Below are 26,965 nucleotides of genomic sequence, written 5' to 3' on the forward strand. Positions count from 1 at the left end.
GGCCGGTGGCCCGGGACGGGCAGGGCGGCGGGCCATGATGCCGGGCGTGGAAACCTTCAGCTACTCCGCCGCCTTCATCACCTTCTTCTCCGTCATCGGCCCGCCCAAGGTGCTGCTCTCCTTCGCCGGTCTGGCGCAGGCCCATCCGATGGACCGGCTCCGCCGGATCGCGCTGATCTCCTCCGGGGCCGCCGTCCTGGTCGCCGTGGTCGTCGGCATCGGCGCGCCCTGGCTGCTCGACCTGTTCCACATCAGCACCTCGGCGCTGCAACTCGCGGGCGGCGTCATCTTCTTCCTCTACGCCGTCGGCCTGGTGCTCGGCATCCACCTCGGCACGGACGGCCCGCACGGCACCGCCCCCGATCTGATCAGCGGGGTGCGCGAGCTGCTGATGCCGTACGTGGTGAGCCCGCTGGCCATGACGGGGGTGCTGATCGAGGCGTCCGCCCGGGACAGCTGGACCTGGCGTTCCACCGTGGTGGCCGCCTATGTCACGGTCATCGCCCTGGACCTGGCCTGCGTGCTGCTGCTCGCCCGGGTGCTGCGCCGCACCCACCACGCCACCATCGAACTCCTGGGCCGGCTCCTGGGGTTGCTGCTGGCGGCCGTCGGCGTCGACCTGTTCCTCGACGGCCTCTCCGCCCTCGGCGTCCCCGGCCTCGACGACCGCCCCTGACCCGGGCCCTGACCGGCCGGCGGACCATCACTTTCCACTCTGGAAAGTGATGGCCATAATGGCAAGTGATGATCTGTCGGGCGCTCCTCCGGGGAGCGGGCGCGCTGAAGGGCAGGGGAACAGAACATGGGAAAGCGGGGAACGGCCGTGGGGGAAACGGGTATCGGTGCCGAGGCGGCGCGGCGGGCACTGGGGCGGGTGTCCGGGGTCGAGGCGGTCGCCCGGTGGCGCGGAGGCTGGTACGGACGCTATCTCTGGGTGTACGCGGCGGGTCAGCTGCTGCTGGTGCCGATGGCCCTGCTCTGGCACGGGCCCGTGCCCAGTGGGGTGTACGGGCTGTCCCAACTGGCGCTGGTGACCGGCCTCAGCCTCTACGCCCTCCGGCAGCCGGTGGTGCGCCGGGGACTCGGCCGTACCGTGGGGGCGGTGATCGGTGTCTGGGGCGTCCTCTTCGGGGCCTCCGTCGTCCTGGGGCTGACGGTCTGGCGGGAGAGCCCGGTCTTCGCGGCCGTCGCCGCGGTGTGCTGCGCCCTGCCGCCGACCGTGGGTGCCTGGTGCGAGGGACGGCGAGCCGGATGACGGAACGGCGCGTATCAGAAGAGCAGATGACGGAACGGCAGGCGCCGGGCCGGGAGCCGGTGGGCGGGTGGGCGACGGAGCGGCGGGTCGCGGAGAAGGAGGCGGGCGGGCATCCCCGGCACGCGCTGGCGCCGTTGCTGACCGCGCCGGTCCGGCTGTCGGTGATGGCGGCCCTGGTGGCGGCGGAGAAGGCCGAATTCGCCTTCGTGCGGGACTTGGTGGAAATTTCCGACTCGGTCCTCTCCAAGCAGCTGGCCGCGCTGGAGGAGGCCGGCTGGCTGGAGGTGCGGAAGGTCCGGGCCGGGCGGCGGGTTCGTACGTGGGTCTCGCTGACCGGGGAGGGGCGGGAGGCGTATGCCCGGCATCTCGCGGCGCTGCGGGCCATCACCGGCGGAGGCTGAGGCTCCGGTGGGAAGGGTTCGGCGGGGCGGGGGCGCGGGCGGGATGACAACGTTCACAGAGAAAGTCGCCGGGGGTGGGCAACTGCCCCGGTTGTGCTGGTTTGTTCGGTGGATGGCCGGCCACCGGGGCGGGCCCGGCGGGAATCGCCCTTTCTGATCCATGACGCCGGTCATACGATCATCGCCCGTTCGTGCCGTTCTCACCGCCCAGGAAGGGTCCCCGTGCAGATCCGCCGTACCCTCGCGACCGCCGTCGCGGCAGCCGTGACCGCGCCCGTCGTGCTGCTCTCCGCCGCGTCGGCCACTCCGGCCTTCGCAGCCCCCGCGCCGCCGGCCGCCGGTACCGGAGCCACGAGCGGTAAGGGAGGCACCGCCGGTACGGGTGTCACGGCGGGCGCGGGTCTACCGGAGGGGTCCGGCGGTGTCCCGCTGCTGTGCGAGCAGCCCGGCACGCCGGGGCTCAAGGAGCTGGAGAAGGCCGTCGCGGAGGCCACCAAGGCGTGGCAGGACGCCGTCGCCGCCCGGGACACCGCCCGCCGGGCCCGGGACGACGGCAAACTGTCCACCGCGCCGCACCATGTCGCGGCCGGGCAGGCGAAGGAGCGCGCGGCCGCGGCGGCGACCGTCAAGGAGGCCGCCGACAAGGCGGTGACCGATGCCGAGGCCGCGCTGAAGGACCTCCCCGGCACCGCCACGGACCAGGAGCGGGCCGCGGCCGGGACGAAGGTCACGGAGGCCAGGGCCGCCGCCACGGCGGCCGCCGAGGCGAAGCGCACCGCCGGCACCGAGGCCGACCGGGCGCAGACGGCGGCCGACGAGGCCGAGTCGGCGCTCGACCGGAAGTATGTGGACGCTCTCCGGGCGGCCGAGACCGCGCTCACCCGCAAGGAGAACGCCGAGCGGGCCCTCACGGAGGCTCGTGAGCGGCCCGGGGGCGAGACCGACGCGCGGATCGCCGTCACCCTCACCACGCCGCCCGCCGAGGTGGTCGCGGGCAAGCAGGCCGAGTTCGGGCTGCGGATCACCAATGGCTCCCCGGAGACCCTGGAGCGGGTGGGGCTGTTCGGTGACGTCTACCACGACGGCACGGCGGAGGCCCCGGGTGAACCGGAGGACTCCAACGAGACGTCCGGGTTCAACCGGTTCCTGAAGCTGGAGTGGTCCTCGGACGCCCAGCCCGGCTGGGCCGCCCTCACCGAGGAGAGCCGGGTGGGCGGCATCCCGGAGCTCAAGTCCGGCGGGCACGCCGATTTCAAGCTGCGCCTCACACCGGACGCCGCCACCCCGGCCGGCGAGGCCTCCCTCTTCTACGGCGCCGAGTACCACAAGGCGAAGGGCGCCTGCGGGGTGACCGCCAACCTGGCACCGTTCCGGATCCTCGCCAAGGACGGCGGCGGCGCCGGGACCGCGTCCCCCTCTCCGTCGCCGTCGGTGTCGGCCTCCGCCTCCGCGACGCCCTCCGCCGGGCCGAGCGCCCAGGGCGGCACCTCGGACACCCCGGTGAACGGCGCCTCCGGGGCCCTCGCCGAGACCGGTTCCTCCTCCGCCACCACCCGGCTCGCCCTCGCGGCCGGTGCGGCCGTGCTGGCGGGCGCGGGCGCCATGGTGCTGGCCCGCCGCCGCCGGACGGCCGCCCCCGCCGGGTCCGCCGCATCCGCCGGGGACGGCGCGGGCGGCGGGAACGCCGGGGTCTGACGGGGACGCCGACGGCACCGGGCCCGGCCCGGTGCCGGGCCCCGGCGGACGCGGCGCCGGTCAGCGGGTGGCGGCGATGAACCGGCGCAGCTCCGCCGCCAGCGCCTTCGGGTTGTCGAGCTGGACCAGAGTGCCGGCGTCCGGGATCTCCACGTACCGGGCGTCCGGCAGCAGTTCCGCGAGACGGCGCCCCGTGGCGTGCGGCATCATCCGGTCCTCGGCGCCCCAGGCCACCAGCGCGGGCCGGTCGAAGCCGCGCAGCCGCTCCGCCGCCCGGAGGTACGTCCCCCGGTCGGTGCCGCGGCAGAAGGCGGTGAAGTCCCGGCGGATCGCCCGGCTGGACAGCACCGGCCGGTACCAGCGGCGTACCAGCGCGAACGGGATCGGGCGCGTGGCCATCCCGCCCAGGGAGAAGGACCGCCGGACGAGGAAGGGCACCCGGAAGCTCTGGAGCAGCAGAAGGAGCCCGCCCGGGATCCGCGAAGCGGCGAGCAGGGTACGGCCCTGGACGCCCGGCGGGTAGTTGTCCAGCGCCTCGCAGGAGGTGAGCACCAGCCGGCCCACCCGCTCGTCCCGGACGCCCACCAGGAGCTGGGCGGTGCCCGCGTCGTTCTGGACCAGGGTGACGTCCCGCAGGTCCAGCCGCTCCAGGAACTCCGCGAGCAGGTTCGCCACTCCCTGGGCGGAGAGATCGGCGCCGGGACGCATGGGCCTGCGGTGGCTGCCGAGCGGCAGCACCGGCACCACGATCCGGTACTCCCCGCTCAGCTCGGCCACCAGCCGGTCCCAGACGGACCCGTCGAACCCGAGGCCGTGGACGAGCACCACGGTCTCCGCTCCGGCCGCCGTGCCGGTGACGGGACCGGTGCCGGCGCCCGAACCGGTGCCGATGCCGGAACCGGTGCCGATGCCGGAACCGGTGCCGTCGTGGGTGTCGGTGTATTCGATGGTTCCTGCACTCAGGTCGATCTCTGGCATACGGCACCGCCTCCGGAAGAGAAGAGCAGGGAAGGGGGGAAGGGCAGGGAAGAGCAGGACCGAGCGCGACCAGCCTGGGCGGACGGGCGGTCACTGTCCAGCCGCGCAACGGTCGGTGACGGGCCGACGGGGTGACCGCAGGCCCGGGAGCTACATGACCAGCACGATGATGGTGATCAGCAGCGCCACGATCAGCCCCACGGTGACGCCCACCACCGCGTACCCCAGACGGTCTCCCGGCCTCGGACGCTGGTCCGGCGGGCGGGACGGGTCCCCACGCCATCGGCCCTCCACCGCCCGGAGCCACTTCCGCTCCGGTGGCCGCTCACCGGACCGGTACGGCTCCCGGCCCTGCTCACGGGCGGGTCCCCGGGGCGCCGAGGGGTCGCGGTCGTGGCCCGGGTACGGATCGTGTGCCGGGTACGGCTCCGGATCCGGGTACGCGTACGCGTCCTGGGTCGGGGCCGGGGCCGGACGGCGGTCCGCGGGGGCGGCCCTGGGAGGGGTGCGCGGGGACTCGTCCGTCCGGTCCAGCAGCTCCCGGACGAGCTGCTGCCAGAGCGCGGGGTGCAGCTGCGGGGCGTTCCCGTCCGGCGAGCGGAGCAGGGCCTCCTGAAGCCATGCGGCGGCGGCCGGATCGCCGCTCCGGTATTTCCGGAGAATCCGGTGCAGCAGCTTGTGCAGATCCTCCAGGTGGGTCTCGTCGCGGGCCAGCGGGACGACCGCCCAGGCGAAGAGGTCGGCCGCCCGGCGGGCCCGGCCGGTGGCGGACTCGCCCGGCTCACCCGGTGGGGGGAGGCACAGCTCGCGCTGGACGACCTCCCGGCACAGCCGGTGCCGGAGTTCCGGCGTCCGGGTCTCGCGCCGGTCGGGTTTCCGGAGCTCCGCCAGCGCCCGCTGGACGGCGTTGGGCGACAGCTGCCCGGCCCCCAGCTCGGCCACCAGCTCCTCGTCGGAACGGCCGGTCGGCCACTCGGGCACCGGCCGGGCCGGGGCGGAGCTCTCCCGGGACCACGCCGGGGGAGCCGGAGCGGAGGCGGCCGGCTCCGGGCCCGGCTCGCGCGCCGGTCCGGAGGCGCGGTCGGGTCCAGGGGCACGGTCCGGTCCGGAGGCACGGCTCGGGGCCCCGTGGGTGGGGGGTGCGGAGACCGGATCCGGCCGGCGGGCGGACGCGGGCCGGCGGGCCACCGCGTGCCGCTCGGCCTCCAGCAGGCCGCGCAGCAGCTCCCGGCGGTCCGGCCAGTCCAGCGCGGCACCGCCCCGGAGCCGGCCGGTCAGCTGGGGAACGCCGGGGCCGGCCGCCGGGTTGGCCAGCAGCTGCCGTACCAGCAGGTCCGCCACATGGTGTTCCAGCCCCGCCTTGGTCAGCGGCTGGTCCTCCACCCGGGCGAGCTGCCCGGCGCCGCCCGCGTCGGGTTCCCAGCGCGGTACGGAGACGAGCCGGACCGGGTGGGTGTCGACCGCGTCGTACGTCGCGAAGGACCACTCCTGGTTCAGCCAGTCGGCGAAGAGCCGGAAGAGCCCGAAGCCCACCAGGGCGGCGGTGTCGCCCCGGTCGTCGGGCGGGCCCTGGGCGAGCAGCGACACCCGCCGCCGGGGGTCGCGCAGCCACTCCGCCGCGATCAGCGTCAGGGGCCGGGCGACCTCGGGGAGCCGCCGAACCATCTCGGGCAGCCGCCCCTCGGCCAGCCTTCGCAGCCGCTCCCGCTCGACGACCCGCAGCTCCCCGGCCGCCTCCTCGGCCCCCTGGGGAGAGCCCCAGCCCTGGTACGCCAGGGCGAGACAGAGTTCGGGCGGCAGGCTGTGCCGGTCACCGACGAACGCGTGGCTCAGGGTGCTGGGCCGGCCGGTCCGGTCGGTGAAGGGCCGGCGCTGGACCAGCAGGATGTCCCCCCGGTGGGAGGGGACGCGTACGACGCTGGCGCGCCGGACGCCCGGCACCCACAGCAACGGGCCGAGCTCCCCGGCCAGTTCGGTGGCGCGCTCCGGGCCGCAGGAGTGTGCCACGGCCGCCATGCCGCTGCCCTGCGGCCCCCGGCTGGCGTCCCAGCGGAAGAAGACCTGATGCACCCCGCCCCCGGGGGAGCCCCCCCGGTCCGGCGGGTTCTCGTAGCCGTTGCCGCCCGCGCCCGAGCGGTCGTCGTACCCGGCGCCGTACGGGTCGTCATACGGGTCGCCGTACGGGTTGTCGTACGAGCTCCCCTGCCGGTCGCCGGCCCGGTCGTCGTACCCGTTGCCGTGCCGGTCGCCGGTCCGGCCGTCGTACCCGTTGCCGTGCCGGTCGCCGGTGTGACTGTCGCGCCGGTCGCCGTGCTGATGGCCGTACCGACTACCGGGCTGACTGCCGTACTGACTACCGGGCTGACTGCCGTACTGGCTGCCGGGCCGCTCCTCGTGCCGGTCGCCGGGCCGGTGCTGGAACTCGCTCACCGGGCTTCCCCTTCCTCGAACTCCCTGGTGGCCCCGGGATCACCCGGATGGCCGGACGCACCGCGATCCCCGGGCGGCCCGGAGCCGTCCGCGCCCCCGCCGCCCGGCACCTCGATCAGGCCGTGCATGGCCAGCAGCGAGACGAGCGGCTCCAGCACCCGCCGGGGCCCGGTGCCCGCCGGGTAGCGGCCACGGTTCTCCTGGCTGCCGGTGGCCGAGGCGATGTGCAGGGTGCACCGGCGGATCGAGTCGAACGGCCGCAGCCAGGCGGGCCCCGCGTACTGCCGCAGCAGCCCGTAGACGTCCCCGCTCTCGGCCCGGACCCGTGCGGGGTCCAGCGAGGTGGCGGGGGGCTCGGCCAGCCACCGGTCCACCGGGGGCCGGAACCGCAGCAGATCGGACTTGGCCAGCACCATCGCCGACGCCACCTCCAGATAGGGGCCGTTCCTGGGCAGCCGGTCCAGCACCGTCCCGAAGGCCAGGTCGCCGCCCCGGTGCGCCTCCACCCGCTGTCGCCGGCGGGTGTGGTCCAGCTCCGGCAGCGGCAGCGCCGTCACCGGGTCGACCACGAAGAGCAGGGCGTCGATGCCCAGCAGGAACCGGAGGACCTCGTCGGTGCGGACCAGGTCCTCACCGGCGAGGTCGAAGAAGGCGACCGGGCGGGTCCGGCCACGGGCGTCGGTGAGCAGCAGCGACGACACGAACCGCGCGAAGGAGTTGCCGACGGCGGCGGTGTGGCCGAGCACCGCGCCGCCCCGCAGCGGCTGCACCCGGTCCCGGATGAACCGGTTGTGCTGCTCCGGGTTGACGGGCCGGGAGTCCAGACCGAACGGCTTCAGCCCGCCCTCGATGATCCCCGCGATCATCTGGGTCAGCAGATGGCTCTTGCCGGACGTGGACTCGCCGACCATGGCCACCGTCAGCGGACGGCCGTAACTGAGATAGGGCACCGGGATGTGGTGCTCGGGGAAGTCCGGGTCCGCCGCGCACCGCTGCACGGCGCGGCGCATCACGTCCGGGCGGCGCAGCGGATTGGTGTGCCGGGCCAGGTCCAACTGCTCGTACTGCATCAGGCTGTTGGTGACGTAGAGCGCGTCCAGGTCCAGCTGGATGGGCTCCAGGCAGTACGGGCAGAGGACCGGGCCGTCGCCCCCGGCGCGCGACGCCTGGTCCCCGGCCGCTGGCCCCGGACCGGGCTCCGCCCCGGGTTCCGGCCCGGACGGCGGCCGGGGCGTCTCCCGCTTGAGCCGCAGCGCCTGTTCGAAGGCCGCCCGGTGGTGCGCGGTCTCGTCCGGCGGACCGGCCGGTCCGGTGACCGCGAGCCGCCGGGCCGCCTCCGGGGCGAGCCGTTCCAGCAGGGCGGCCGGGCCCGGGCGGTCGGCCGCCCGCGGGGCGAAGGCGTCCCCGAGCCGCTCGGCCAGCGCCCGGTGGCCGGCCAGGTCGGCCGGTACCCCGTCGGCGGGCCCCGGCCGCCCCGTCGCCAGCTGGTACAGCACCTGGGCCGCGCTCCACACCGCGTCCCGCGCGTCCACCCGGCCCTCCGCCCGGCGCTGTTCGGGCGCGGCGTAGGGCGGCCGGCCCCACCGGGTGCGGGCCCGGCCTGCGCGCTCCACCGCCTCCAGCCCCCACAGCTGGGCCGAGGTGCCGTCCCAGAACACCGTGGCGGGGGAGACCCCGCGCGCCACCAGCCCCTGGCCGGCCAGGAACGAGAGGGCCAGCAGCAGATCCCGGGCGAAGGTCCGCTGGTCGGTCGCGGACATCACATGGGTGCGGGCGACGGCGACGCCCCGGGGCGGGGCGTACAGCAGGAATGGCTCGTCGGCGTCCAGGTCATGGCCGATCAGCTCGGGGAAGAGCCGTGCGTACTCGCCGCCGGCCAGCGTCCGGTGCATCCGCAGCACCGCGCCCGCCTCGGTGTCCAGCAGCGCCCGGGCCCGCGGGTGGGCGGCCTCGGCGCCGGCCAGCCGCACCTGGACACAGGGCCGGCCCTCGTCGTCGAGCATTCCGTTGCGCACCAGCTGGGGCAGGCCCGGGTCGCGCCGGGAGTCCGGGCCGAACCGCACCGGGGCGGCGCGCCGGTGTCCGGACGGCAGGGTGAAGGCGAGGGTGGCGGCACGCGGCGGGCCGCCCGCCCCGGCCACCCGGGCCTGGCGGCCGAGATCCTCGGCGGGGTGCTGGGGGTGGGGCGTGCTGGGCACCGGCGGTCGCCGTCCTTCCGTGCGTACGTGGTTGTGCCCCGGCTCGGGGAGCGGCGGGCCGGTCACCACGGGTCGCCGTCCGTCCGGCCGGAGCGGCCGTACGGGTCACCGCCGTCGTACGGGTCGGTGCCGGGCGCATGGGTGCCGGGCCGGCCGGTACCCCGCGGACCGGTGTCACGCCGCCCGCCGGTGTCGTACGGCCCGCTGTCCGGGCCGTCGCCGTCACCGTCGTCGCCGCCGTCGGGCCGCCGGTCATTGTGCCTGCGGCGGCCGGCCCGTGAACCGCCCTCGTACGGACGGTCGTTGTGGGTTTCGCTGTCGTACGGGCCGTTGTCGTAAGGCCGGTTGTCGTACGGGCCGTCGTCGTAAGGCCGGTTGTCGTACGGCCCACGCCCGTACGCGTCGCCGCCGTGCGAACCGCCGTCATGCGTACCGCCACCGCGTGAACCACCGCCGTACTCGAAGCTGTTGGACGAGCCATCGTCGTACCGACCGCTGTCGGGTGGGCCGTCGCCGTACCGACCGTCGCTGTGCGAACCACCGTCCCGTGGAACGCTGTTGCGCGAACCGCCGTCGTACGAGACGTCGTTGAGCGAACCGGCGTCGGGACGGTCACCGCTGTACGAACTGCCGTCGTACGCGGCACTGTTGTACGGGCGGTCGCCGTACGGGCCGCCCTCGTACGCACCGCCTTCGTACGCGTCCCTGTCGTACGGGCGGTCGCCGTACGAGGGGGAACCGTCGTACGGACCGGCCGGGCCGTCGTACGGATTGGCGCGGCCCTCGTACGGATTGGACCGGCCCTCGTACGGGAAGGCCGGCTGTCCGGGCTCCCCGGTGTCGTCGCGGTGGTCGGTGGGGTCGCGGTCCGGCTCCTGGCGGGGCCGTACGGTGTGCACCACGCCCATCCGGAGCGGGGCGAGCCGGATCAGCCCGGCGTACCGGCCGGAGGAGGTCCAGCGGACCTCGGGCGGCGGCACCGTGCCCTCCGCCTTCCAGACCTTCTCCACCTCCTCCTGTACCGCCTCCGGGGCGAACCTGACCCAGACCGCCGCGTCCCGGTCGCGGTTGAGCAGGGTGGTCTGGTCGGGCGACGACAGCTGGACCACCGCGCGCGGCCCGGCCTCGGCCGAGATCAGCCGGGCGACCCGGTTCTGGTCGGTGCCGAGCAGCGCCGCCGCGCCCGGCCGGACCCGGCGGGGCGCGGCGAACGGCGGCGGCACCAGCACGCCATGGGCCCGCAGATGACCCCGGGCGGTGGCCAGCAGTTCGCGGACCCGGGCCTCGGTGCGCTGCACGGCGAGGGTGCCGGCCTGGCCGCGTTCCACCGAGCCCCAGTAGTCCCGCATGGCGCGCAGGGCGGCGTCGGCCAGGTCGCCGACGAGGGTGGCGACCAGTTCCGGGCCGCCCTCGCCGGGCTCCCGGACCAGCCAGCGCGGTCCGGTGCCGGACTCCGGCCGGCCGCCGTACCCGGAGCCGGGTCCGGTCGCGGCCCCGCTCCCGGTCCCGGGCCCGGAGACCGGGTCCTGGCCGCCCCCGGTGCCGTACCCGGGCGCCGTGCCGTAGCCGGTACCGGCGCCGGTGCCGTACGGGCGCCCCGCGCCGTATCCGGGTTCCGTGCCGTACCCCGGGCCCGGTCCATGGCGGGGGCCGTCGTCGGTGGAGCCGGGACGCGGGTCGTCCCAGGAGTAGTCCCGGGCCCAGGCGTCGTCCCCGTCCCGGCGGGCGCCGCCACCGCCGCCGTCCCCGGTACCGCCGGCGAAGAGGAACTCGCCCGTCTCCAGGGCGGAGGCGCCGGTCAGCCAGTCGTCCCCGGCGGTCGGCCCGGCACCGTACAGCCCGTCCGGGACGGCCGGCCGCTCCGGCTCGGGCACCGCACCGGCATCGGCCGCCGAGGCGGTGGCCCGCAGCATGCCGGCCACCGAGCGGGCCGCGTCGGCGCAGTACAGCCGCTCCTCGGCGGCCCAGTGCTCCCGGACCGCCTCGGCCAGCAGGGCGTCCAGTTCCCTCAGCGCGGCCCGCAGCGGTGCCGGGTCGTGGCCGGCCGCCCAGGAGTCCGCCGCCGACCGCCAGAGCCGGCGCTCCGTCTCGACCGCCACGACCAGGCCGAGCAGCAGCCCGGCGCAGCCCGCCCAGACCGGTGGCCCGGCCGCGTACGCCAGCGCCACCCCGGCCGCCGCGCCGCAGACCGCCGCCGGCACCGGGCCGAGCGGCATCGACACCGGATGCCCGGCGCCCCGCAGCCGCGCCCCGCCGAGCAGGGTGGCCCCGAGGAGGAGCAGCGGTACGACGAGGGCGCACAGCGCGAGCGGCCCCTGCCACACCCCGCCGAGCAGCCCCGCCCCGGCCGCCGCCGGCAGCGCGGCGGCCGCCCCCGGGACCCGGGCCGCCGGTCCGTTCCCGGCGGGCGCGCCGGGCACCCGCAGCCGGGCGAGCCTCGGCAGCAGCGCCGAGCCCGGCACCGGCTCCACCCGCCCGGCCAGTCCGGTGAAGCGGGCGGCCATCGCGCGCAGCGACATGCCCTGCCGCAGCAGCAGATCCGCGAAGTCCCGCAGGCCCTCGCCGATCCGCTCCCCGACCCCCTCGGCCGACGGCACCCGCAGCCCCAGGGCAGTCAGCCGGGCGGCCGACTCGGCACCGGCCGGCTGGTCCCCGCCGCTTCCGCGCAGCGCCGTCCGCACCAGGTCCCGGTACTCCTCCAGCGCCTGGCGGGCCCGCTCCGTCCGCTCCTCCAGCACCTCCCGCCGGACCGGGCCGAGCAGCCCCGGCAGGGTGCGCAGCGCGGCCAGGGCGTCGGCCATGTCCTCGACGGCCTCGGCGCACTCCCCGTGGGCGGCGTCCGCGACCCCGCCCGGCTGCCGGTGGTCCCGGTCGCGCCCGCCGCGCCCCGCCACCAGCGCCCGCAGCGGCTCGGGCAGGTCGGCGGCGGACCAGGCGGTGGCCGGCAGCTCGGCCGTCAGGTCGCTGTCCCGGCCCGCGAACCGGGCGAGCGCGTCCCGCCAGGCCCGGTCCCGCACCTCCGGCGGCAGGTCCTGGGCGAGCAGCCGCACCCCGGGCGCGGCCACGCCCTCGGGCAGCGCCTGGAACCGCTCCAGCACCTCCAGGAACACATCCGGCACCGACAGCGCGTCCACCAGCGCCGCCAGCGCCTCCGGGTCGTCCGGCGCGGTCCGCTCCAGCGCCGTACGGGCGGCCCGCAGTTCGCCCGCCCAGAGCAGCGCGATGCCGTCGCCCCGGAGCGTGGCGGGCCGCAACAGCCGCCGGTCCGGCTGGTAGTTCTCGCTCGGACCGGCGAACGCGCCCGGGGCGCTGCCCACCAGCAGCACCAGCAGCCGGACCCGCTCCGTCGCCCGGTAGCCGGTGAGCAGCTCGTACTGGCGCTGGTGGTCGGTGAGCCCGGCCGGGGTGTCGACCACCAGGAACAGCGGTTCCTCCGGCTCCGGCAGGTCCGCCCGCCCCAGCGCCTCGGCCACCCGGGCCCGCAGCGCCGGGGCGGTGGCCAGTCCGGCCGCCCCGGTGCGCAGGTCGAGGTGGACGACCATACGGGTGTCCTCGTCGAGGCTCATTCCGCGTCACCGCCCCAGAAGTCGTCCCCGTGGCCGCCGTCGCGCCCGCTCGCGCGACCACCGCTCTCCCGGCCGCCGGCCTCGCGTTCCCTTTCCCGGCCGCCGCCTTCGCGTTCTCTCTCCCGGCCACCGTCCCGGCCGCCGCTCGCGAAGCCGTTGTCCCGGCCACCGTCCCCGCCGTCTTCCCAGCCGCCGTCGCGGTCACCCTTGCCGAGGCCGTACGCGCGGCCGTCTCCCCGGTCGCCGCCGTCGAGGCCGTACGTGCGGCCGTCTCCCCGGTCGCCGCTCGCGAGGCCGTACGCGCGATCGCCCTCGCGGCGGGACGCGTAGTCGGTCTCATGACGCGAGGCGAAGTCGCTCCCGGGACCCTCTTCGCGGCGCGGAGCGAAGTCGCTCTCCCGGCCGCTCTCCCGGCCGCCACGCTCGCGCGCCCGGTCGGCGGCCCATTCGCCGGTCCGCTCGCCGGCCCGGTCCGGCGCTCCGGCCGACGGCTCCGCCTGCGGGTCCGCGTACCGGCCTTCCCGGTCCCACTGCCGGTCCCGGGCCCCGGATCCCGTGCCCGGGTGCTCCCGGTCGCGCTCCCGGTCCCGGAAACCGTCCGGATCGAGGTGCCGGTATCCGTTCCGGTCCCGGGGGCCGGCGGCCGGCTCCCGGCCGTCGTCGAAGGCCCGGCCCCCGTCGTACGCCCGGTCCTCCTCGCCGTAGACCGGACGGCCGTTGTACGCCCGGGTCCCCTCGCCGTACGCCGGGCGGTCCTCGTCGTACGGCCGCCGGGCGGTGCCGTACGGCTCGTCCTCGCCGCGCCCGGGAGAGTCTCCCTGCCCCCTGCCGTACCCGGCAGGGGGAAACCCCCGGTCGTACACGTTCACGTAGACATCCCCCCGCCCGTAGACATCTCCCCGCCCGGGGGCACCCCCGGCCCCGGAGGAATCCCCCGCCCCGGCGAGCGGGGCGGTGCCCCAGTCGTCGTCGGCGGCCGGGGCGCGGGGGGCCGGCGGCTCGGGGCGGGGGCGCGCCTCCGGCACCCCGTCCCGGGTGTACTCCAGCAGCGTGCGCAGGGTCGGCTGGATGGCCCGCTGGTCCGCGAACGGCATGTCCAGCGCGGCCGGCAGGGTCTCCGCCCAGAACTCCCAGAGCGGACGCAGCCAGCCCTCGATCCGGTCGCCGTCCCGCTCCCGGCGGTCGGCCAGCAGCCGGAGCTGGTGCGGGGCGATCCGCTCCACCAGCTCCACGAAGAGCGGGTGCGGCCGGCTGCCGGACCGGCCGAGGTCCAGCGGCTGGGTGCTCATCAGCTCCCGGCAGTAGTCCTCCACCGTCCGTTCGTCGTCCAGCACCGTCCAGCGTTCGTACGAGCGCAGCAGCTCGGCCCAGCTGGACACGCCGCCCGGGTAGCCGCCGAGCCGCAGCCGGACGCCCGGCGCGTCCCCGCCGGCCCCCGGGAACAGCCGCAGCCGCACCCGGTCCGGGGAGGTGGTGTCGCCCTCCACCACCTCCACCTGGCCGTTCCACAGGCAGCAGAGCAGCCGGTGCAGGATGGTGCGGCGGTCGTCCTCGCCGCTGACCAGCCAGGTGTCCCGGTAGCCGAGCCGCTGCCGCCAGCGCAGCACGTCCTGGGACTGTTCCGACTCCTTGGCCCGGGCCCACTGGCGCAGCACCTTCCGGGCCTCGGGCACCTGGGTCAGGCTCATCTCGCTGCGGAAGAGGACCACCGTGATGGTGTCGCTGTCCACCCCCCGGTACTCCACCGAGTGCTTGGCGTCGGCCGGCAGCCGGAGCGACTTGGCCAGGTACTCCTGCACCTCCTCGGTCGCCTGCACCCGGGGGTGGGTGACCAGGATGCGGAGCGGTCCGGTGCCCTCGGGGGTGAACCCCACCGGCAGTAGACCTGCCAGCTTCAGGGTGAAGAGGTTGAGCGCGTCCTTGCTGACCTGCTCGGTGGCCTCCTCGTCACCGGCCGCCGCGGCGAGCAGGGTGCTCATCGACGGCAGCAGCGGGCGCTCCTCCAGCCGGGCGCCGCTCTCCGCGAAGAGCAGGGTGATCCGGGACTCCAGCAGCGCCTTGACGGTCCCCACGGCCCCGTCCGGGTCGCGCCGGCTGCGGCCGTGCACCTCCCGCCAGGTGTCGCCGCCGACCAGCTTGAGCACCAGCGCCGCCTCGTCGTCGGTCTCCCGCAGCCCCTCCCGGCGGATCAGCCGGGCGACCAGGTCCTCGTAGAAGTGGTTGAGGCTGCGCTGCGGCGGCAGCAGATACGAGATCCCGGTGCGGTCCTCGTAGAGTTCGAGGCCCTTCTGCTGGGAGAGCTTGCGCTCCTGGTCGGCCTGCTTGCGGAAGGCGCCCACCAGCCGGCCCAGATCGGTGCCGGCCGCGTCGGCCTGCGGCTGCCACCGCTGCTGCTGCTCCCGCCACGCCTCGTGCCAGAGCACCCTGCTGCGCCACTGGTACCAGGCGTCCTGTTCCTGGAGGGCGGCCTGCACGTCCTCGTCGCCCCACCGGGCGGGGGACATCCCGGCCAGCCGGCTCTTGATCCGGGGCACCTTGGGCGGCTGGTCGGTCACCCCGGGCGGGCGCTGCGGGGCGCGGGCCCGGCTGTCGAGCATGCCGAGGAAGCCCAGCCGGAGGATGGTCTCGGCACTGCCCGGGGCGCCCCGGACGATCCGCTCGGCCAGGAACGGATCGACGGAGCCGAGCAGCTTGTCGATGGCGGGGCGCGGGGCGAACCGGTCGGCCATGGTGGAGGTCTGGCGCTCCACCACGTTCCGCAGGTCGGAGAGGAGCCGCTGCATGTCCTGGACCCGCTCGCCCAGCGCGCGTTCGATCGCCTTGGAGCCGCGCGGCAGCGGCTCGGGGTCGGGCACGTCCAGCGTCTTCCGCTCCCAGAGCTCCTCCAGGTTGGCGTCCGCGAAGAGCTGCCGGACCAGCGGGACCACGGCCGTGGCCCGGTGCGCGCTGCGCGGCCGTTCCACCAGGTCGGTGATCGCCTCCCGGAGCAGCCGGCCGGCCACCAGGTCGGCCAGCTGCTCGATGGGGGCGGTCATGGAGGCCACCAGGCTGGTGGAGACGCCCTGGCGGCCGATGCCGGTGGGGGAGACGGCGCTGCGGTGCACGCCCCGGTTGATGAAGCTGGCGGCGAAGGTCTGGTAGTCGTCGTCGGCGGCGGTGGTACGGCCCTGGGAGCGGCCGTCGCCCAGTTCGGTGCCGATCAGCGACATCACCAGCGAGACGACGGACCGGCGCAGGTCGTCCGGGCGGATGCCGGCCGTGGGGCTGAACAGGAAGGCGGTCGGCAGGATGCCGGTGCGCAGCCGGATCGGCGGGGTGTTGGGGTAGCGGACGCCGGAGCCGGGCCCGTGGTCCAGGTCCCCGATCTCCGCTCCCTCGGCGGGCGCGTTCTGCCCGTCCACCATCCGGAAGAGGTCCACCAGCGCCCGGGCCGCGTTGAGGTCGGCCTCCCGGCCGCCGCCGCCCGCCGGGGCGAACGAGGACGGCATGACGACCAGCGGGTAGATCTTCACTCCGTCGAACTGCCGCAGCTGAAAGGCGTAGTTGATGAGGTGGAGGTAGTCCAGGAAGATGCCCGCCCCGGTGCCGCCCGCCACCGAGAAGGCCACGAACACGTCGCAGCCGGTGACCCGGCCGCCGCCCAGCTCGCTCAGCTCGCCGGCCGACCTGGCGATGGCGTCGATGGCCTGGAGCAGCGGTTCCAGGACCGGTGCCAGGCTGTGCCGGAGGGTGGCGAAGAGCGCGGCCCGCCCGACCGTGGGGAGTTGGCCGGCCCCGTTGTGGAGCGGGGTGACCTTGGGCTCGTCCAGATGCGGCGGCAGCCAGCTCGCCACCTCGCCGCGCAGGCTCGCCCGGAGCATCTTGGTGACCTCGGGCGAACTGTCGAAGTTCGGCAGCAGGTTGTGGGTGGCGCGGGAGGTCCGGGCGTACGCGGGCCGCACCGACGGGTCCACATTGAACTGCGGCAGCCGCTGGAGGTCGGTCTCGCTGTAGTCCGCGTACACGAACTGCAGGCAGTCCGGCAGCTGGTGGGGCGCGTGGCCGGCCAGATGGGTGAGGGCGGCGCCGTCCGGCCCCAACAGCTCGGCGCGGAGCTTGCGTTCGAGTTCGGCGCCGACCAGACCGCCGGTGCCGCCCAGGCCGACGAAGAGCATCGGCTGGAAGATCTTCATGATTGCCTCCCGTTGTGGCCGTTCCGGCGGCCGTCCGTCGTCCCGGACGCGACCGCGGTGTCCGGCCCGCCCGTCCTTCCCGCCGCGCGCGACGCCGTGGCCACCCCCGCGCCCGTCCCCGACCCCGTGTCAGGGACCACCTCTGTGGCCGGGGCCGGAGCCGGAGGACGAGCCGGAGCCGGGGCGGTGCCCGGGGCCGCCCCCGTGAAGGCGTCCGCCCCCGTGTCCGCGGCCGTGTTCGCGTTCGTGTCCGTGTTCGTGGCCTCCCCGGCGGCGGTGGCCCTGGCTGCGGCCGTCCCGGTGTACGTCTCCGGGCCCGCCCCCGCCCCGTAGGGCTTCGCCGTGCCCGTGCCGGGGGACACCCCCGGGTCCGCGGGGGTGTCGGCGTACGTCTCCGCTTCCGCCGGGCGGCTCATTCCCAGACCTCGTACTCCTTGCGCGGGGCCGCGTCGGCCGGCGCCGGGGCCGGCCGGCGGTTCGGGGCCGGCCGGGACCACGGCCACCAGCCGGCGCTCCGGCGCCCCGGGCGGCGCGGCTCGTCGCCCAGCGCGAGATACAGCTCGTCGGTGAGCACGGCACGGCCCTGCGCGGGCACCTTGGTCCGGCCGCCGCCCCGGGTGCGCAGCACCGCGCCGCCCTCCGGGCTGCGCTGGACGGCGTACGGGCCGTTGGCGCGCTTCTCGATGCGCGGGCTGCGGTGGGTCTCGGTGAGGCCGAAGCCGTACCACGGGGTGCGCACCAGGCCGACCCGGTGCTCGGCCAGCTGCTCGCCGTCCCCGGAGACCAGCCGCAGCACCAGGCCGGACGGCCGGACCCGGACCCGGCGCTGACGGATCACCAGGACCACCGTCACCGCCAGCGCCACCAGCAGCAGCGCGCCGCCGGCCAGCGCCCACCAGTTCCGCTCCAGGAACGTCGGCTCGGGTGTGACCCGCACCGAGAGCGGGGAGCGCACCAGCGCCCGGTTCCCGTCGGTGGTGTCGGTGACGGTCACGGTGGAGCCCAGCCGCAGTCCTTCATCGGTCAGCCGGTCCCCGAAGAGTGCCTTCTCGGCCACCCGGACGGTGACTCCGACGCTCACCGACTCGCCCGGCTTGAGCTTCACCTCGCCGGGGGAGACCGTGAGCAGCCCGGCCTGGACGTCGTCGGCGGAGAGCCGCAGGGTGTGCGGGGCGTCGTCGGTGTTGTGCAGCGCCAGGGTGCCGGTGATCCCGGCCCCGGGGTGCGCCTCCGCGTCCCGCAGGGTGAGCCCGGCGACCACGTCCGCGGCCGCGGTGGCGACCGTCCCGGTCTCGCTCCGGGTGTCCGCGCGCAGCCCGGCCGCCGTCAGGGTGGCGCTCGCGGTCAGGGCGCCGGTCGCGGACGAGGGGATCCGGACCGTACCGGTGAAGGAACCGTCGCCCTCGGCCGCGTCGGCTCCGGTGCCGCTGTCGGACAGGCCCACGGCCAGCGGCGCGAACCCGGCACCGGACAGCCGGCCGGCCACCGCCAGCCCGGCGTAGTCCGCCGGGTCGCGGATCTCATAGCCCTCCCGGGTCTGGAGCCGCATGGTGACCGTGGTCTTCTCGCCCGGCCGGGGCGACGGCGGGTTCATGGTGATCGCTCCGCGCAGCTCGCCCTGCCACAGCACACTCACCCCGACCGGCAGTGCGCGATGGTCCTCGTCGGCCTCCGCCCTGATCTTCCAGCGTCCCGGCACCGGGTCCACGATCTTCAGCGCCTCGACCACACCCCCGGCCCCGGCCAGTTCGAACGTCGACTTCTGGTACGCGCCGGAGGTCGGCACCTGGTGACCGCTCGGGTCGAGATAGCTGATCCGTACCGCCGGATCGCCCTTGTCCACCACGATGCTCCCCACCGTGGCGAGCGGGGAGATCTCCACCTCCAGGGTGGCGGGCGGCCGTTGGGCGGTGGGTCCGGACTGGTAGCGCAGGCAGTGCGCGGCGGCGAAGACCCGCTCCAGGGTCGGGCCCACGTCACCGGCTCCGGACACCTTCTCGGCCCGGGGCCTGGCGGAGGGCAGGGCCACACAGCCCCGCTGGTAGCCGCCGGCCGCCATCCGGTCGAGCTGCTTCTTGTCCGGCGCGTCCCCGAAGCCCAGCGGCCAGATCTGCACCCGGGCGGCGGCGGCCTCCCGGAGGGCGAGCGTCAGCTGTCGCTCGCCCTCGGCGGCGCGGTGGGCGGGGTCGCCGTACTTGTCGCTGCCGCTCACGTCCATCTTGCCGTCGGTGAGCAGGAAGAGGACCCGGGGAGCGGTGGCGTCGGTGCCGGCGGTCAGGTCGTGGACGCCCTGCCGGATCGCCGTCGGGAAGTCGGTCCCGGTGCCCTCGTCCTTCTTCCGGCTCCGCAGCTTCTCGACGCAGCCGCCGACCGCCTCCCGGCCGGCCGCGTCCAGGGTGGTGCGCGGGCAGACCGGGTCCACGGCCCGCTGGCCGGCCCGCTCGGCCGCCGCGAAGCCGAAGACCGAGACCGTGGAGGAGGCGGAGACATCACCCAGCGCGATCCGGGCGGCGGCGGCCTTCTCCGCCTTCATGTCCTCGGGCGCCAGGCTCTCCGACTCGTCCACGGCGACCGCGTAGTTGACCGCCGGGAAGGCCGGTTCGGCCGCCGCCCGGCCCGGGACCCGGGCGCTCGCCGCCGGCGCCGCCGCCGAGCCGAGCAGCGCGGCACAGCCCAGCGCGGCGAGCGTGCCGCGATACGCCCTGCCTCTTCTCGTCCGCCGTTGTTGCCAGAGTGTTCCCACGGCCGTCCCCTTTGTGTGCCGTCTGTGCGTGGTGCGCGCCGCGAGCGGTGCGCGGGTTGTCCGGACCCGTGCGGTGTCGCGCGGTGTGCGCGGTGTCGCCCGGTCTTGTTCGGTGTCGCTCGGTGTCGCTCGGTCTCGCTCAGTGCGGCTGTGGCGCCGCTCGGTGCGGTGCGGTGCGGAGTGGTGCGGTGTGTTGCCGTGTGGCGTGCTGTCGCTCGTGGGGCGTGGTGCCGTTCGGCGGGCGACCCGTCCGGGTTGTGTGCGGTGTGTGGTGTGCGGTGTGCGCGGCCGTGCGGGCTCGTGCCGGAGGCGGTACGAGTCGGTGCGGGGTGGAAGGAGGCGTACGAGGTGGGAGGGAGGCGGTACGGGGTGGGCCCGGGGCCGTTTTTGGCACCGGGGGCGCCCCGGCACCGGGCGGTCGGGTCAGCGGACGGTGAAGCTCCAGGTCAGGGCCAGCACCGCGGCGGGTGCCAGGGTGGCCACCGCCCAGCGGATGGCCTGGTACTTGGCGGACAGGATCGAGCTGACGTCCACGGCCTGGGTGAGCAACCAGCCGGCCGGGTCGCGCCCCGCCTCGGCCACCTCGGCGGAGAGCCGGCCGAAGTCGAGCGGGGGCAGCAGGTCCCGGAAGAACGTCACCCCGCCCCCCTCCCGGACCGTCCCGGTGCGCGGCAGCAGCGCCCGTACCAGAGCGATCACCGCCGTCACCCAGAACACCCCGGCCACCGCCAGCACCACGTCGGCCGGCCGCTGCCAGCCGGGCGCCCCGTGCCAGCCGATCAGGAAGGCGGGCAGCGCCAGCGCACCGGAGAGGAGCACCGCCGCCTTGGAGTCCGCCCGGCCCAGGTCCTCCCGGATCGTGCTCAGCAGCCGCTCGGCTATGCGCTCCCCGGGCGCCTCCATCCGTCCCCCCGTGCCTTCGGTGATGTGGTGCTCCCCCGACCGGCCGTGGCTGTGCCGACCCCCGTCCGCCGCTGCCACGACCGGGTCGGGGGAGGTTCCGGTGCCGTCGCCGGCAGTCGTCATCAGTCCTCCTCCGCCCAGGACCAGCCGTCGTTCCGGCCGCGGTTCCGGCGGCGCGGCGGCTCGTCGTCCGCCGGCCGGGCCGCCGGCGGTCCGTCGTCCGCCGGCTTGTCCCGGCGGCCGCGGCCGCCAGGCCCGGCGTCCGGGTCCCCGGCCCGGTCCTCCACCACCCAGTCGGGGGTGAAAGCGTCCCCGCCCCGGCGGTGCCGGCCGCTTCCCCTCCCGCCGGTCCGGCCGTCTCCGTCATCCACGAACTCCGCGTATTCCGCGTACTCCGAGCCGTTCGGGTGGTCCGTGTAGTCCGCGTAGTCCGTGTAGGGGCCGGCGCCGCCGGTGTCATCGGTGTGCTCACCACGGCCGGAGCGCCCGTCACGGCTGGAGCGATCGGCGTAGCCGGGATGCTCGGTGTGGTCGGTGCGGTCGGCGTACCCGGGATGCTCGGTGCGGTCGGTGCGCTCGGCGTATCCGGCGTACGCGCCACGGCCGGACTCGTCGTCGCGGCGCGGCCGCCGGCCGGACTCCAGCTGCGGCCGGTCCCGGTGGGCGGGGAGCGAACCGATCGGCCCCTGGACCCTCTGGTGACCGCCGTTGAGCAGTCCGAGCACCTGGTCCTCCACCTGGTGGGAGTGGATCTGACCGCCGGCCATCAGCCCGAAGACCCGCTCGACGCGCTCCTTCTCGTCCTGCCGCCCCTCCTGGCGGATCTTCTCCAGGAACTCCTTGGCCGCCTCGGGCTGGGCCGCCAGCATGTAGCTCAACTGCTCCAGCTCGCCGCCCTGGAGCATGGCCCGGAAGGTGTTCTGGTGGACCCGGGTGACATTGGCCGAGGCGTGCGCGTCCCGGATCTCGTTGACGTGCGTGATGGTCCGGTCGTCCACCCGCAGCCGTACGTACAGCCGCACGCGCAGGCCCAGTTCGGAGCCCAGGTCGTCCCAGCGGCCGTCGGCGCAGCGCTGGGTGACGGCCCGGTTGGCCCGGTCGGCGCTGTCCACCGGGAAGTCGGCCGTCACCTCGCGCAGCCGTTCCAGGACCGGGGCGGTCAGCCGCTGGGCGACATCGGTCACCACCTCGACGGCGGCCAGATGCGGATCGACCACCGACCACTGGAGGTCCACCTCGGCGTCGAAGAAGGTGGTGCCGCCCGCCGCCGGCAGCTCCATCCGGAGGGTCCGGACGAAGGTGCCGAGCGCGATCTCGCAGACGGTGTGCGGCCGGGCCAGCGCCCGCCGGCCGAAGTGCTCGACCCCGGAGACCGTGGCCACGCTGTAGCCGCCGCTCCGGTAGAACATCACCGAGGCCACCCGGGCCCGGGCCCCCCGGAACGGACCGGTCGGGGCGTACTCACCGAGGAACGGTCCGGCGGGGGCCCCGTCCCCCGTCCCGTCCCCCGTCCCGTTCCCTCCTCCCTGGCCGTTTCCGTTTCCGTACCCGTACCCAGGTCCGTTTCCGTACCCCTGCCCGGCTCCGGGTCCCGCCCCGTGCCCGCGTCCGGAGTTCGCCCCGTGCCCCGCTCCGCCCCCGTACTGCCCCTCAGCCATTTCTCCGCCTCTCGTTCCTCTCCGTCCGGTCCGGCGGGACCGCGAGCCACCACAGGGAGCGCGCCCCCGCCTCGGGGAGCGGATCGTCCGGGTCCTTCATCATTCGGCGCAGCAGCCAGTCGAGGCGGCGCCGGTCGTGCTCCTCGGTGATCAGCGCCGGCAACAGCGCCGCCAGCCCCCGCCGGGTCCGTTCGGTGCCGTCGGTGCGCACGGCCGAGCGCAGCCACGACTCCAGTGCGTCGACAGCCACTTCCTGGGACCGCGGGGTGTTCAGCGCGGTCCACATCAGGTCCGCGAGCGGCCGTACCAGACCCGGCCTGGTGGCGGCGAGCGCCAGCGGCAGCGGCCAGTCCCCCCATCCCGCCGGCACCGCGCCGGTGTACGTGTCCACGCTCCCGCCGCCCGCGTCGGTGCCCCGCGCGTCCCCGCTCCCGCCGGCCGCGTCGGTGCTGTCACCGGTGTGGCCGGTGTGACCGGTGTCATCGGCGTCACCGGTCCGGCCGGTGGGGCCGGTGTGACCGGGGCCGCCGGTCCGAGCCGTCGCTGCGGCCCCCGTCCCCGCAGCCGGTCCCGTCCCCGCCCCCGTGCCCACCGGCGTTCCCGCCGCCGTCTCGTCGTCCAGCACCTCGTCCACCGAGGTCACCGCGAGCCGGGCGGTGGTGACCAGGCCCAGGTCCTGGTACGCCTCCCGCCGGTCGCGGGTCCAGCGGTCCACCCGGCGCAGTACCCGGAGCCCGTCCGGCCGGGCCAGCAGCCGTACGACATTGAAGGAGGCGACCGCCAGCTGGTCACCCGAGTCCCGCACCCCGATCCGGGCCAGCGCGTCCAGGGCGTCGTCCGTCGTCGCCGCGCAACTCCCGTAGCCGAGCGCCATCGCGGCGGTCCAGCGCAGCGCCTTGGAGCCGGTCCTGCTCCACTCGCCGACCAGCCCCCGTACGGCCTTCCGGTGTGAGGCGTGGCTCGCCGCCTGGTCCAGCGCGGTGGCGGCGAAGACCCGGCGGCGCGGGGCACCCGCCTCCGCGAGCGGCCGGATCAACTCCGCGTAGCCGTGGTCGAAGTCGCGTACGCACAGCTCCCCGGCGGCCACCGCGGCCCGCATCCACACCTGGGGGCGCGGATCGTCCGCGAGCAGTCGCAGCCAGCGCACCATCGGGGCCCGTACCGGGAAGTGCCGGTCCCAGAGCTCCGCGAGCACCGCGGCGGGCAGCGCCGAGCCCCGGTACCAGATCTGCCGGGCCGGCACCTCCACCCCGGCCACCTCCGCCCGGCCGTCGGTCAACTCGGCGCGGGAGAGGGCCAGATCGGCCTCCGGGTCGTCACAGAACAGCGGCCGGGCGGGCGTGTGGTCCGGGTCGCTCTGGACCGACAGCTCCCAGGTGAGCAGATGGGCGGCGGAGGCGACCGCGCTGTGCGAGGCACCGCCCAGCACGGCGAGCGCGATCCGGAACGCCACCGGGTGGAAGAGCGCCGCCGTGCCGGAGCGCCCACCGCCCGCGCCGTCCCGTCCCCCGCCGCCCTCCGTACCGGCGGGGAACGGGACCAGCGCCCGGTCGACACCCGCGAACCACTCCTGGGCCTGGGCGGCGGCCAGGCTCCGGCAGCCGGCCAGCAGCTGCGGTCGGGTGACCTCGCCCAGCAGATGTCCGGCCAGCAGCGAGGCGAGCAACTCCGCCTCAACCGGGCGCAGATCGTCCAGCCCGACCGCCTCCGTGACCTCCGCGCTCTCCGCCAGTTCCTCCGCCCGGGCCAGCAACTCGTCCACTCCCGGGCCGGCCACCCCCGACTCGTTCGCGTGGACGACGGCCCGGTCGGCGGGCACCGCGCCGGTGCCCTCCGTACGGGTGTCGTCCGAGCGGGTGTCGTCCGGCCGGGTGTTGTCCGTACGGGTGCCCCCGGAGTGCCCCGGGTCGTCCCGGGTCACGGCCGCCGCCACCCGGTCCTCCAGCAGCTCCCGGAGCCGGGCGGTGCGCAACTCCCGGGTGGGCGCGGGCGGGCAGGCCATCCCGTACCGCCCGGTCAGTAGCGGCTGGGTCGCTGAGCCCAGGCCGACGACGATCACCGCGTACCCCTGGCAGCCGTCCAGGGCCGCCGCGAGACCGTCCAGGTCCATCGCGTCCGGCGGCACTCCCGGCCCGGTGAGCGAGAGCTCCAGCAGATAGCCGCTGCCCTGCCGCGCCCCCTCCTCGCCCAGCTCAGCGACCAACTTCCGTACGCCGCCGTCCGGATCGACCCGCAGCAGCCGCCCGTCGGCCACGCCCCGCCCGGCCCCCCGCCGGGTCACCTCGTCCAGCACCGAGAGCGCGGTGCTGGTGCGACCGGTGCCGGGGGCGGCGCCCAGCACCAGCAGCCGGCGGGTGGAGAGCGCGTCGCGGAGCCGTACGTATCCCTCGGGCGGCACATGCACCCGCCGGAGCCGCCGCAGCTCCTCCACCGGCACCGCGCCACTGCGCAGCCCGGCCCCCGCCCGGCGGGCGTCCATCCGGAGGTGGATGTCCCCGATGTGGGCGCTGCCGATGTACGAGCGGTCGAAAGTGTTCAGGTCCCGGCCGGTGTTGAACAGCCGCCGGGTGGCGCGCCGGGCCCGGGAGGCGGCGGCCAGGTCGGTGGGCGCGTCCTCCCCCTGTTCGCCGGCGAGCGGGTCCCGGGTGTACTCCCGGAACCGCCCGGCGGCGCGCTCCCGTTCCGCCTCCAGCTCGTCCTGCTTCTCCCGGTCCTCCTGCTTCTCCCGGTCCTCCGGCCCGGACTGTCCGGCCGCCCCCGGCCCCCCGGCGCCCGCCGCCCCGTCGCCCGGTCCCGCCGCGTCCCGGTTTCCCCGCTCGCCGTCGCGCCGGGCCCGCTCCCCGCCGTCCGCCGCCGGCCCGGCGTCCGCGTACCGCTCCTCCTCGGCCATGGCGATCAGTCCCTCCCCGGCCGGCGGGCACCGGTGTCGCGCCCGATGCGCAGCCGGCCGACGCGGCTGTTGTGCACCTGGGCCACATCGCCGTTGGTGATGTTGTACTGATCGCGCCCCGCCTGATACACCCCGGGCGCCGCGCCCTCGCCCCGGTCCCCGGGACCGTCGTCCCCGAAGTCCTCGTCCCCGAAGTCGTCGTCGAAGTCGTCGTCGAAGCCCTTGTCGTCGAGGCCCTCGTCCCCGGTCTCCCCGGCCCCGGAGCGCCGGGCCCCGGGCCCCCGGGTCCCGGCCTCACCGGCCGCGGGGGCGCCGCCCCGCCCGTGTCCCCCCGACCCCTCGGCTCCGCCCGCCGTCCGGGGGCCACCCACCCCCTTGGGACGGGCCTCTCCCTCGGCTCCACTCACTCCCTCGGGCCGACCCGTTCCCGGGGCTCCACCCTCCCCCTCGGGGCCACTCGCGCCCGCCGGCCCGTCCCCCGCCCCCGGGATGCGGGGGGCGGGCCGGCCGGGGAGGTGGAACCAGGCGGTGACCTCACTTCCCTTCAACTCCAGCCGGGCACGGGCATAGCCGGTCGGCTCGATGAACTTGCCGCCGTGGCTCACCACGTCGTCGTAGAGGGACCGGGAGACGCCCAGCACCAGATCGGCGGCCTCCGCGTCGAGCAGCCGGCGGGCCACGGCGGAGTTCGCCAGCCCGCAGGCGAGATCCACCGCCTGGCCGCTGATGCCCCAGGAGTCGTGCCGGACCGGGCCCACGTGCATGCCGACCCGCAGCCCCAACGGCACCCGCAGCGCCCGGTTCTCGGCGCGCAGCCGCTCGTGGACCTCGACCATCCAGAGGCCGAGCAGCCGGGTCACCGCGACCCGGCCGGCCACCGACACCAGCACCCCGTCGCCGCGGTCCTCCATGTGGAGGGAGTCCGAGGCCACCCGGGCGTCCCGGAACGCCCCGTTCAGCACCCGGTAGATGCGCTGCCGCATCTCCGGCTTGGCCACGTCGTCGTAGCCGCTGGAACCGCGTGCGTCGACGTAGATCACCAACTCGTAGCGTGCCTCGGCGCCGTCCAGCGCATCGTGTTCCACCCGTGCCCCCTTGCTCGTTCTGTTCGCGCCGTCCCCCTTGTCCAACAGCTTCCGGCCGGGGACGCGGGCCGTCTGTAGCCGTTTACACATGCCGTCGGACCGTGTGGGGGGCCGGTCGGACGGGCTGACGGCGAGGTCTGCCGGGCCGCTACTCGCGGTGCCCCTCGGCGAGGAGGGCGAGCAGACCGGGATCGAGGATCTCCACCGTGCGGTTGCCGGTGCGGACGACGTGCTGGGTGCGCAGCAGCCGCAGGGCCTTGGCGACCGCCTCCCGGCCGGCGCCGACCGTGGCGGCCAGCTCGTCCTGGGCCAGGTGCACGATCACACCCGGCCCTGAACTCCTTTGCTCCCGCGCGGTGTAAGGCCCGGTGGGGCGGACCTGGGACAGTTCGATCAGCCTGCTGGCGAGGCGCTGGAGCACGGTGAGCGAGGCGAGCGCGGAGCGCTCCTGGTCGGCGCTGCGCAGCCGGGCGGTGAGCTGGCGGATCACCAGCCCGCTGACCCGCGGGTGCAGGGCGAGGAAGCGCCGGAAGGCATCGCCGGGGATCACCTGCGCCTCGGTCGGCCCCAGCGCCCGTACGGTCGCGCTGCGCGGCGCGCTGTCCAGCGCGGCCATCTCCCCGAGCAGCTCCCCGGGGCCGCGCAGGCCCAGGATGAGGCCATTGGCCCCCCGGTCCATCGCCACAGAAACGGTCACCCACCCCCGAACAATGATCAAGACATGACTGGACCGGTCGCCTTCCGTGAGTAGATGGGTGTCGGCGGCATAGCTCCGCCGGCTGCCGAGGGCCATGACGCTCTCGTGCTCCTGGGCCGAGAGCGCCTGTGCGAACGCCGACTCGGTTTCGAGCAGCCCCATGCCCACTCCCCCCACGGAAGTCCGGGACGGCTGGATTTCGTTGGCGATGATGGTCGCAGAACGGCGCCCTGGGTGGGGGTGATTCCGCCATACTCGTCGTACTGCCCGGTAATCCGAGAACCCCCAGGTGGC

15 protein-coding genes are annotated in these 26,965 nt (G+C 75.8%); 4 read left to right on the forward strand and 11 right to left on the reverse strand.

Annotated features, from left to right (window positions below; translation table 11 throughout):
* Positions 1 to 46: 46 nt before the first annotated feature.
* The 4 genes from NX801_RS06480 (at position 47) to NX801_RS06495 (ending at position 3,351) form a co-directional block, all read left to right on the forward strand.
* Positions 47 to 676 (forward strand): MarC family protein, encoded by a 630-nt coding sequence (locus tag NX801_RS06480; protein WP_258786079.1) that lies wholly within the window; start codon positions 47 to 49, stop codon positions 674 to 676.
* A gap of 147 nt (positions 677 to 823) precedes the next feature.
* Positions 824 to 1,255: a hypothetical protein gene (locus NX801_RS06485; RefSeq protein WP_258786080.1), complete on the forward strand. Its 432-nt coding sequence runs from the start codon at positions 824 to 826 to the stop codon at positions 1,253 to 1,255.
* A 26-nt stretch (positions 1,256 to 1,281) separates the two neighbouring features.
* The gene (locus NX801_RS30705; RefSeq protein ID WP_309505791.1) at positions 1,282 to 1,656 is read left to right on the forward strand and encodes a winged helix-turn-helix domain-containing protein; all 375 of its coding nucleotides are present in this window, start codon (positions 1,282 to 1,284) and stop codon (positions 1,654 to 1,656) included.
* 222 nt (positions 1,657 to 1,878) lie between these two features.
* Positions 1,879 to 3,351: a peptidase gene (locus tag NX801_RS06495; protein WP_258786081.1), complete on the forward strand. Its 1,473-nt coding sequence runs from the start codon at positions 1,879 to 1,881 to the stop codon at positions 3,349 to 3,351.
* Positions 3,352 to 3,411: 60 nt separating this feature from the next.
* On the opposite strand, the gene NX801_RS06500 is transcribed toward NX801_RS06495, so the two are convergent.
* The 11 genes from NX801_RS06500 to NX801_RS06550 form a co-directional block, all read right to left on the reverse strand.
* Complete coding sequence (locus tag NX801_RS06500) at positions 3,412 to 4,329, reverse strand: alpha/beta fold hydrolase (RefSeq protein WP_258786082.1); 918 nt, start codon at positions 4,327 to 4,329, stop codon at positions 3,412 to 3,414.
* 150 nt (positions 4,330 to 4,479) lie between these two features.
* Complete coding sequence (locus NX801_RS06505; RefSeq protein WP_258786083.1) at positions 4,480 to 6,759, reverse strand: hypothetical protein; 2,280 nt, start codon at positions 6,757 to 6,759, stop codon at positions 4,480 to 4,482.
* Positions 6,756 to 8,957 carry a serine/threonine-protein kinase gene (locus NX801_RS06510; protein ID WP_258786084.1) on the reverse strand — a complete coding sequence of 734 codons (2,202 nt, stop codon included), beginning with the start codon at positions 8,955 to 8,957 and terminating at the stop codon, positions 6,756 to 6,758. Before NX801_RS06510 ends, NX801_RS06505 begins: the two co-directional genes overlap by 4 nt.
* A 62-nt stretch (positions 8,958 to 9,019) precedes the next feature.
* Positions 9,020 to 12,523: a hypothetical protein gene (locus NX801_RS30710; protein WP_309505792.1), complete on the reverse strand. Its 3,504-nt coding sequence runs from the start codon at positions 12,521 to 12,523 to the stop codon at positions 9,020 to 9,022.
* On the reverse strand, positions 12,520 to 16,695 hold the full coding sequence (locus NX801_RS06520; RefSeq protein ID WP_258786085.1) for a tubulin-like doman-containing protein: 4,176 nt from the start codon (positions 16,693 to 16,695) through the stop codon (positions 12,520 to 12,522). The genes NX801_RS30710 and NX801_RS06520 overlap by 4 nt, the downstream gene beginning before the upstream one ends.
* Positions 16,696 to 17,107: 412 nt before the next feature.
* Positions 17,108 to 19,438: a VWA domain-containing protein gene (locus tag NX801_RS06525; protein WP_258786086.1), complete on the reverse strand. Its 2,331-nt coding sequence runs from the start codon at positions 19,436 to 19,438 to the stop codon at positions 17,108 to 17,110.
* A 423-nt stretch (positions 19,439 to 19,861) separates the two neighbouring features.
* On the reverse strand, positions 19,862 to 20,464 hold the full coding sequence (locus tag NX801_RS06530) for a Pycsar system effector family protein (protein WP_258786087.1): 603 nt from the start codon (positions 20,462 to 20,464) through the stop codon (positions 19,862 to 19,864).
* A complete protein-coding gene (locus NX801_RS06535; RefSeq protein WP_258786089.1) occupies positions 20,464 to 21,750 on the reverse strand; it encodes a hypothetical protein in 1,287 nt (428 codons plus the stop codon). Before NX801_RS06535 ends, NX801_RS06530 begins: the two co-directional genes overlap by 1 nt.
* Positions 21,751 to 21,991: 241 nt before the next feature.
* Entirely contained in the window at positions 21,992 to 24,889 is a 2,898-nt protein-coding gene (locus tag NX801_RS06540; RefSeq protein ID WP_258786090.1) for a hypothetical protein, read from the reverse strand.
* A 5-nt stretch (positions 24,890 to 24,894) separates the two neighbouring features.
* Positions 24,895 to 25,974 carry a nucleotidyl cyclase domain-containing protein gene (locus NX801_RS06545; RefSeq protein ID WP_258786091.1) on the reverse strand — a complete coding sequence of 360 codons (1,080 nt, stop codon included), beginning with the start codon at positions 25,972 to 25,974 and terminating at the stop codon, positions 24,895 to 24,897.
* 148 nt (positions 25,975 to 26,122) lie between these two features.
* Positions 26,123 to 26,833: a Crp/Fnr family transcriptional regulator gene (locus NX801_RS06550; RefSeq protein WP_258786093.1), complete on the reverse strand. Its 711-nt coding sequence runs from the start codon at positions 26,831 to 26,833 to the stop codon at positions 26,123 to 26,125.
* Positions 26,834 to 26,965: the final 132 nt, after the last annotated feature.

The organism is Streptomyces pyxinae (assembly GCF_024756275.1).
GTDB lineage: Bacteria > Actinomycetota > Actinomycetes > Streptomycetales > Streptomycetaceae > Streptomyces > Streptomyces pyxinae.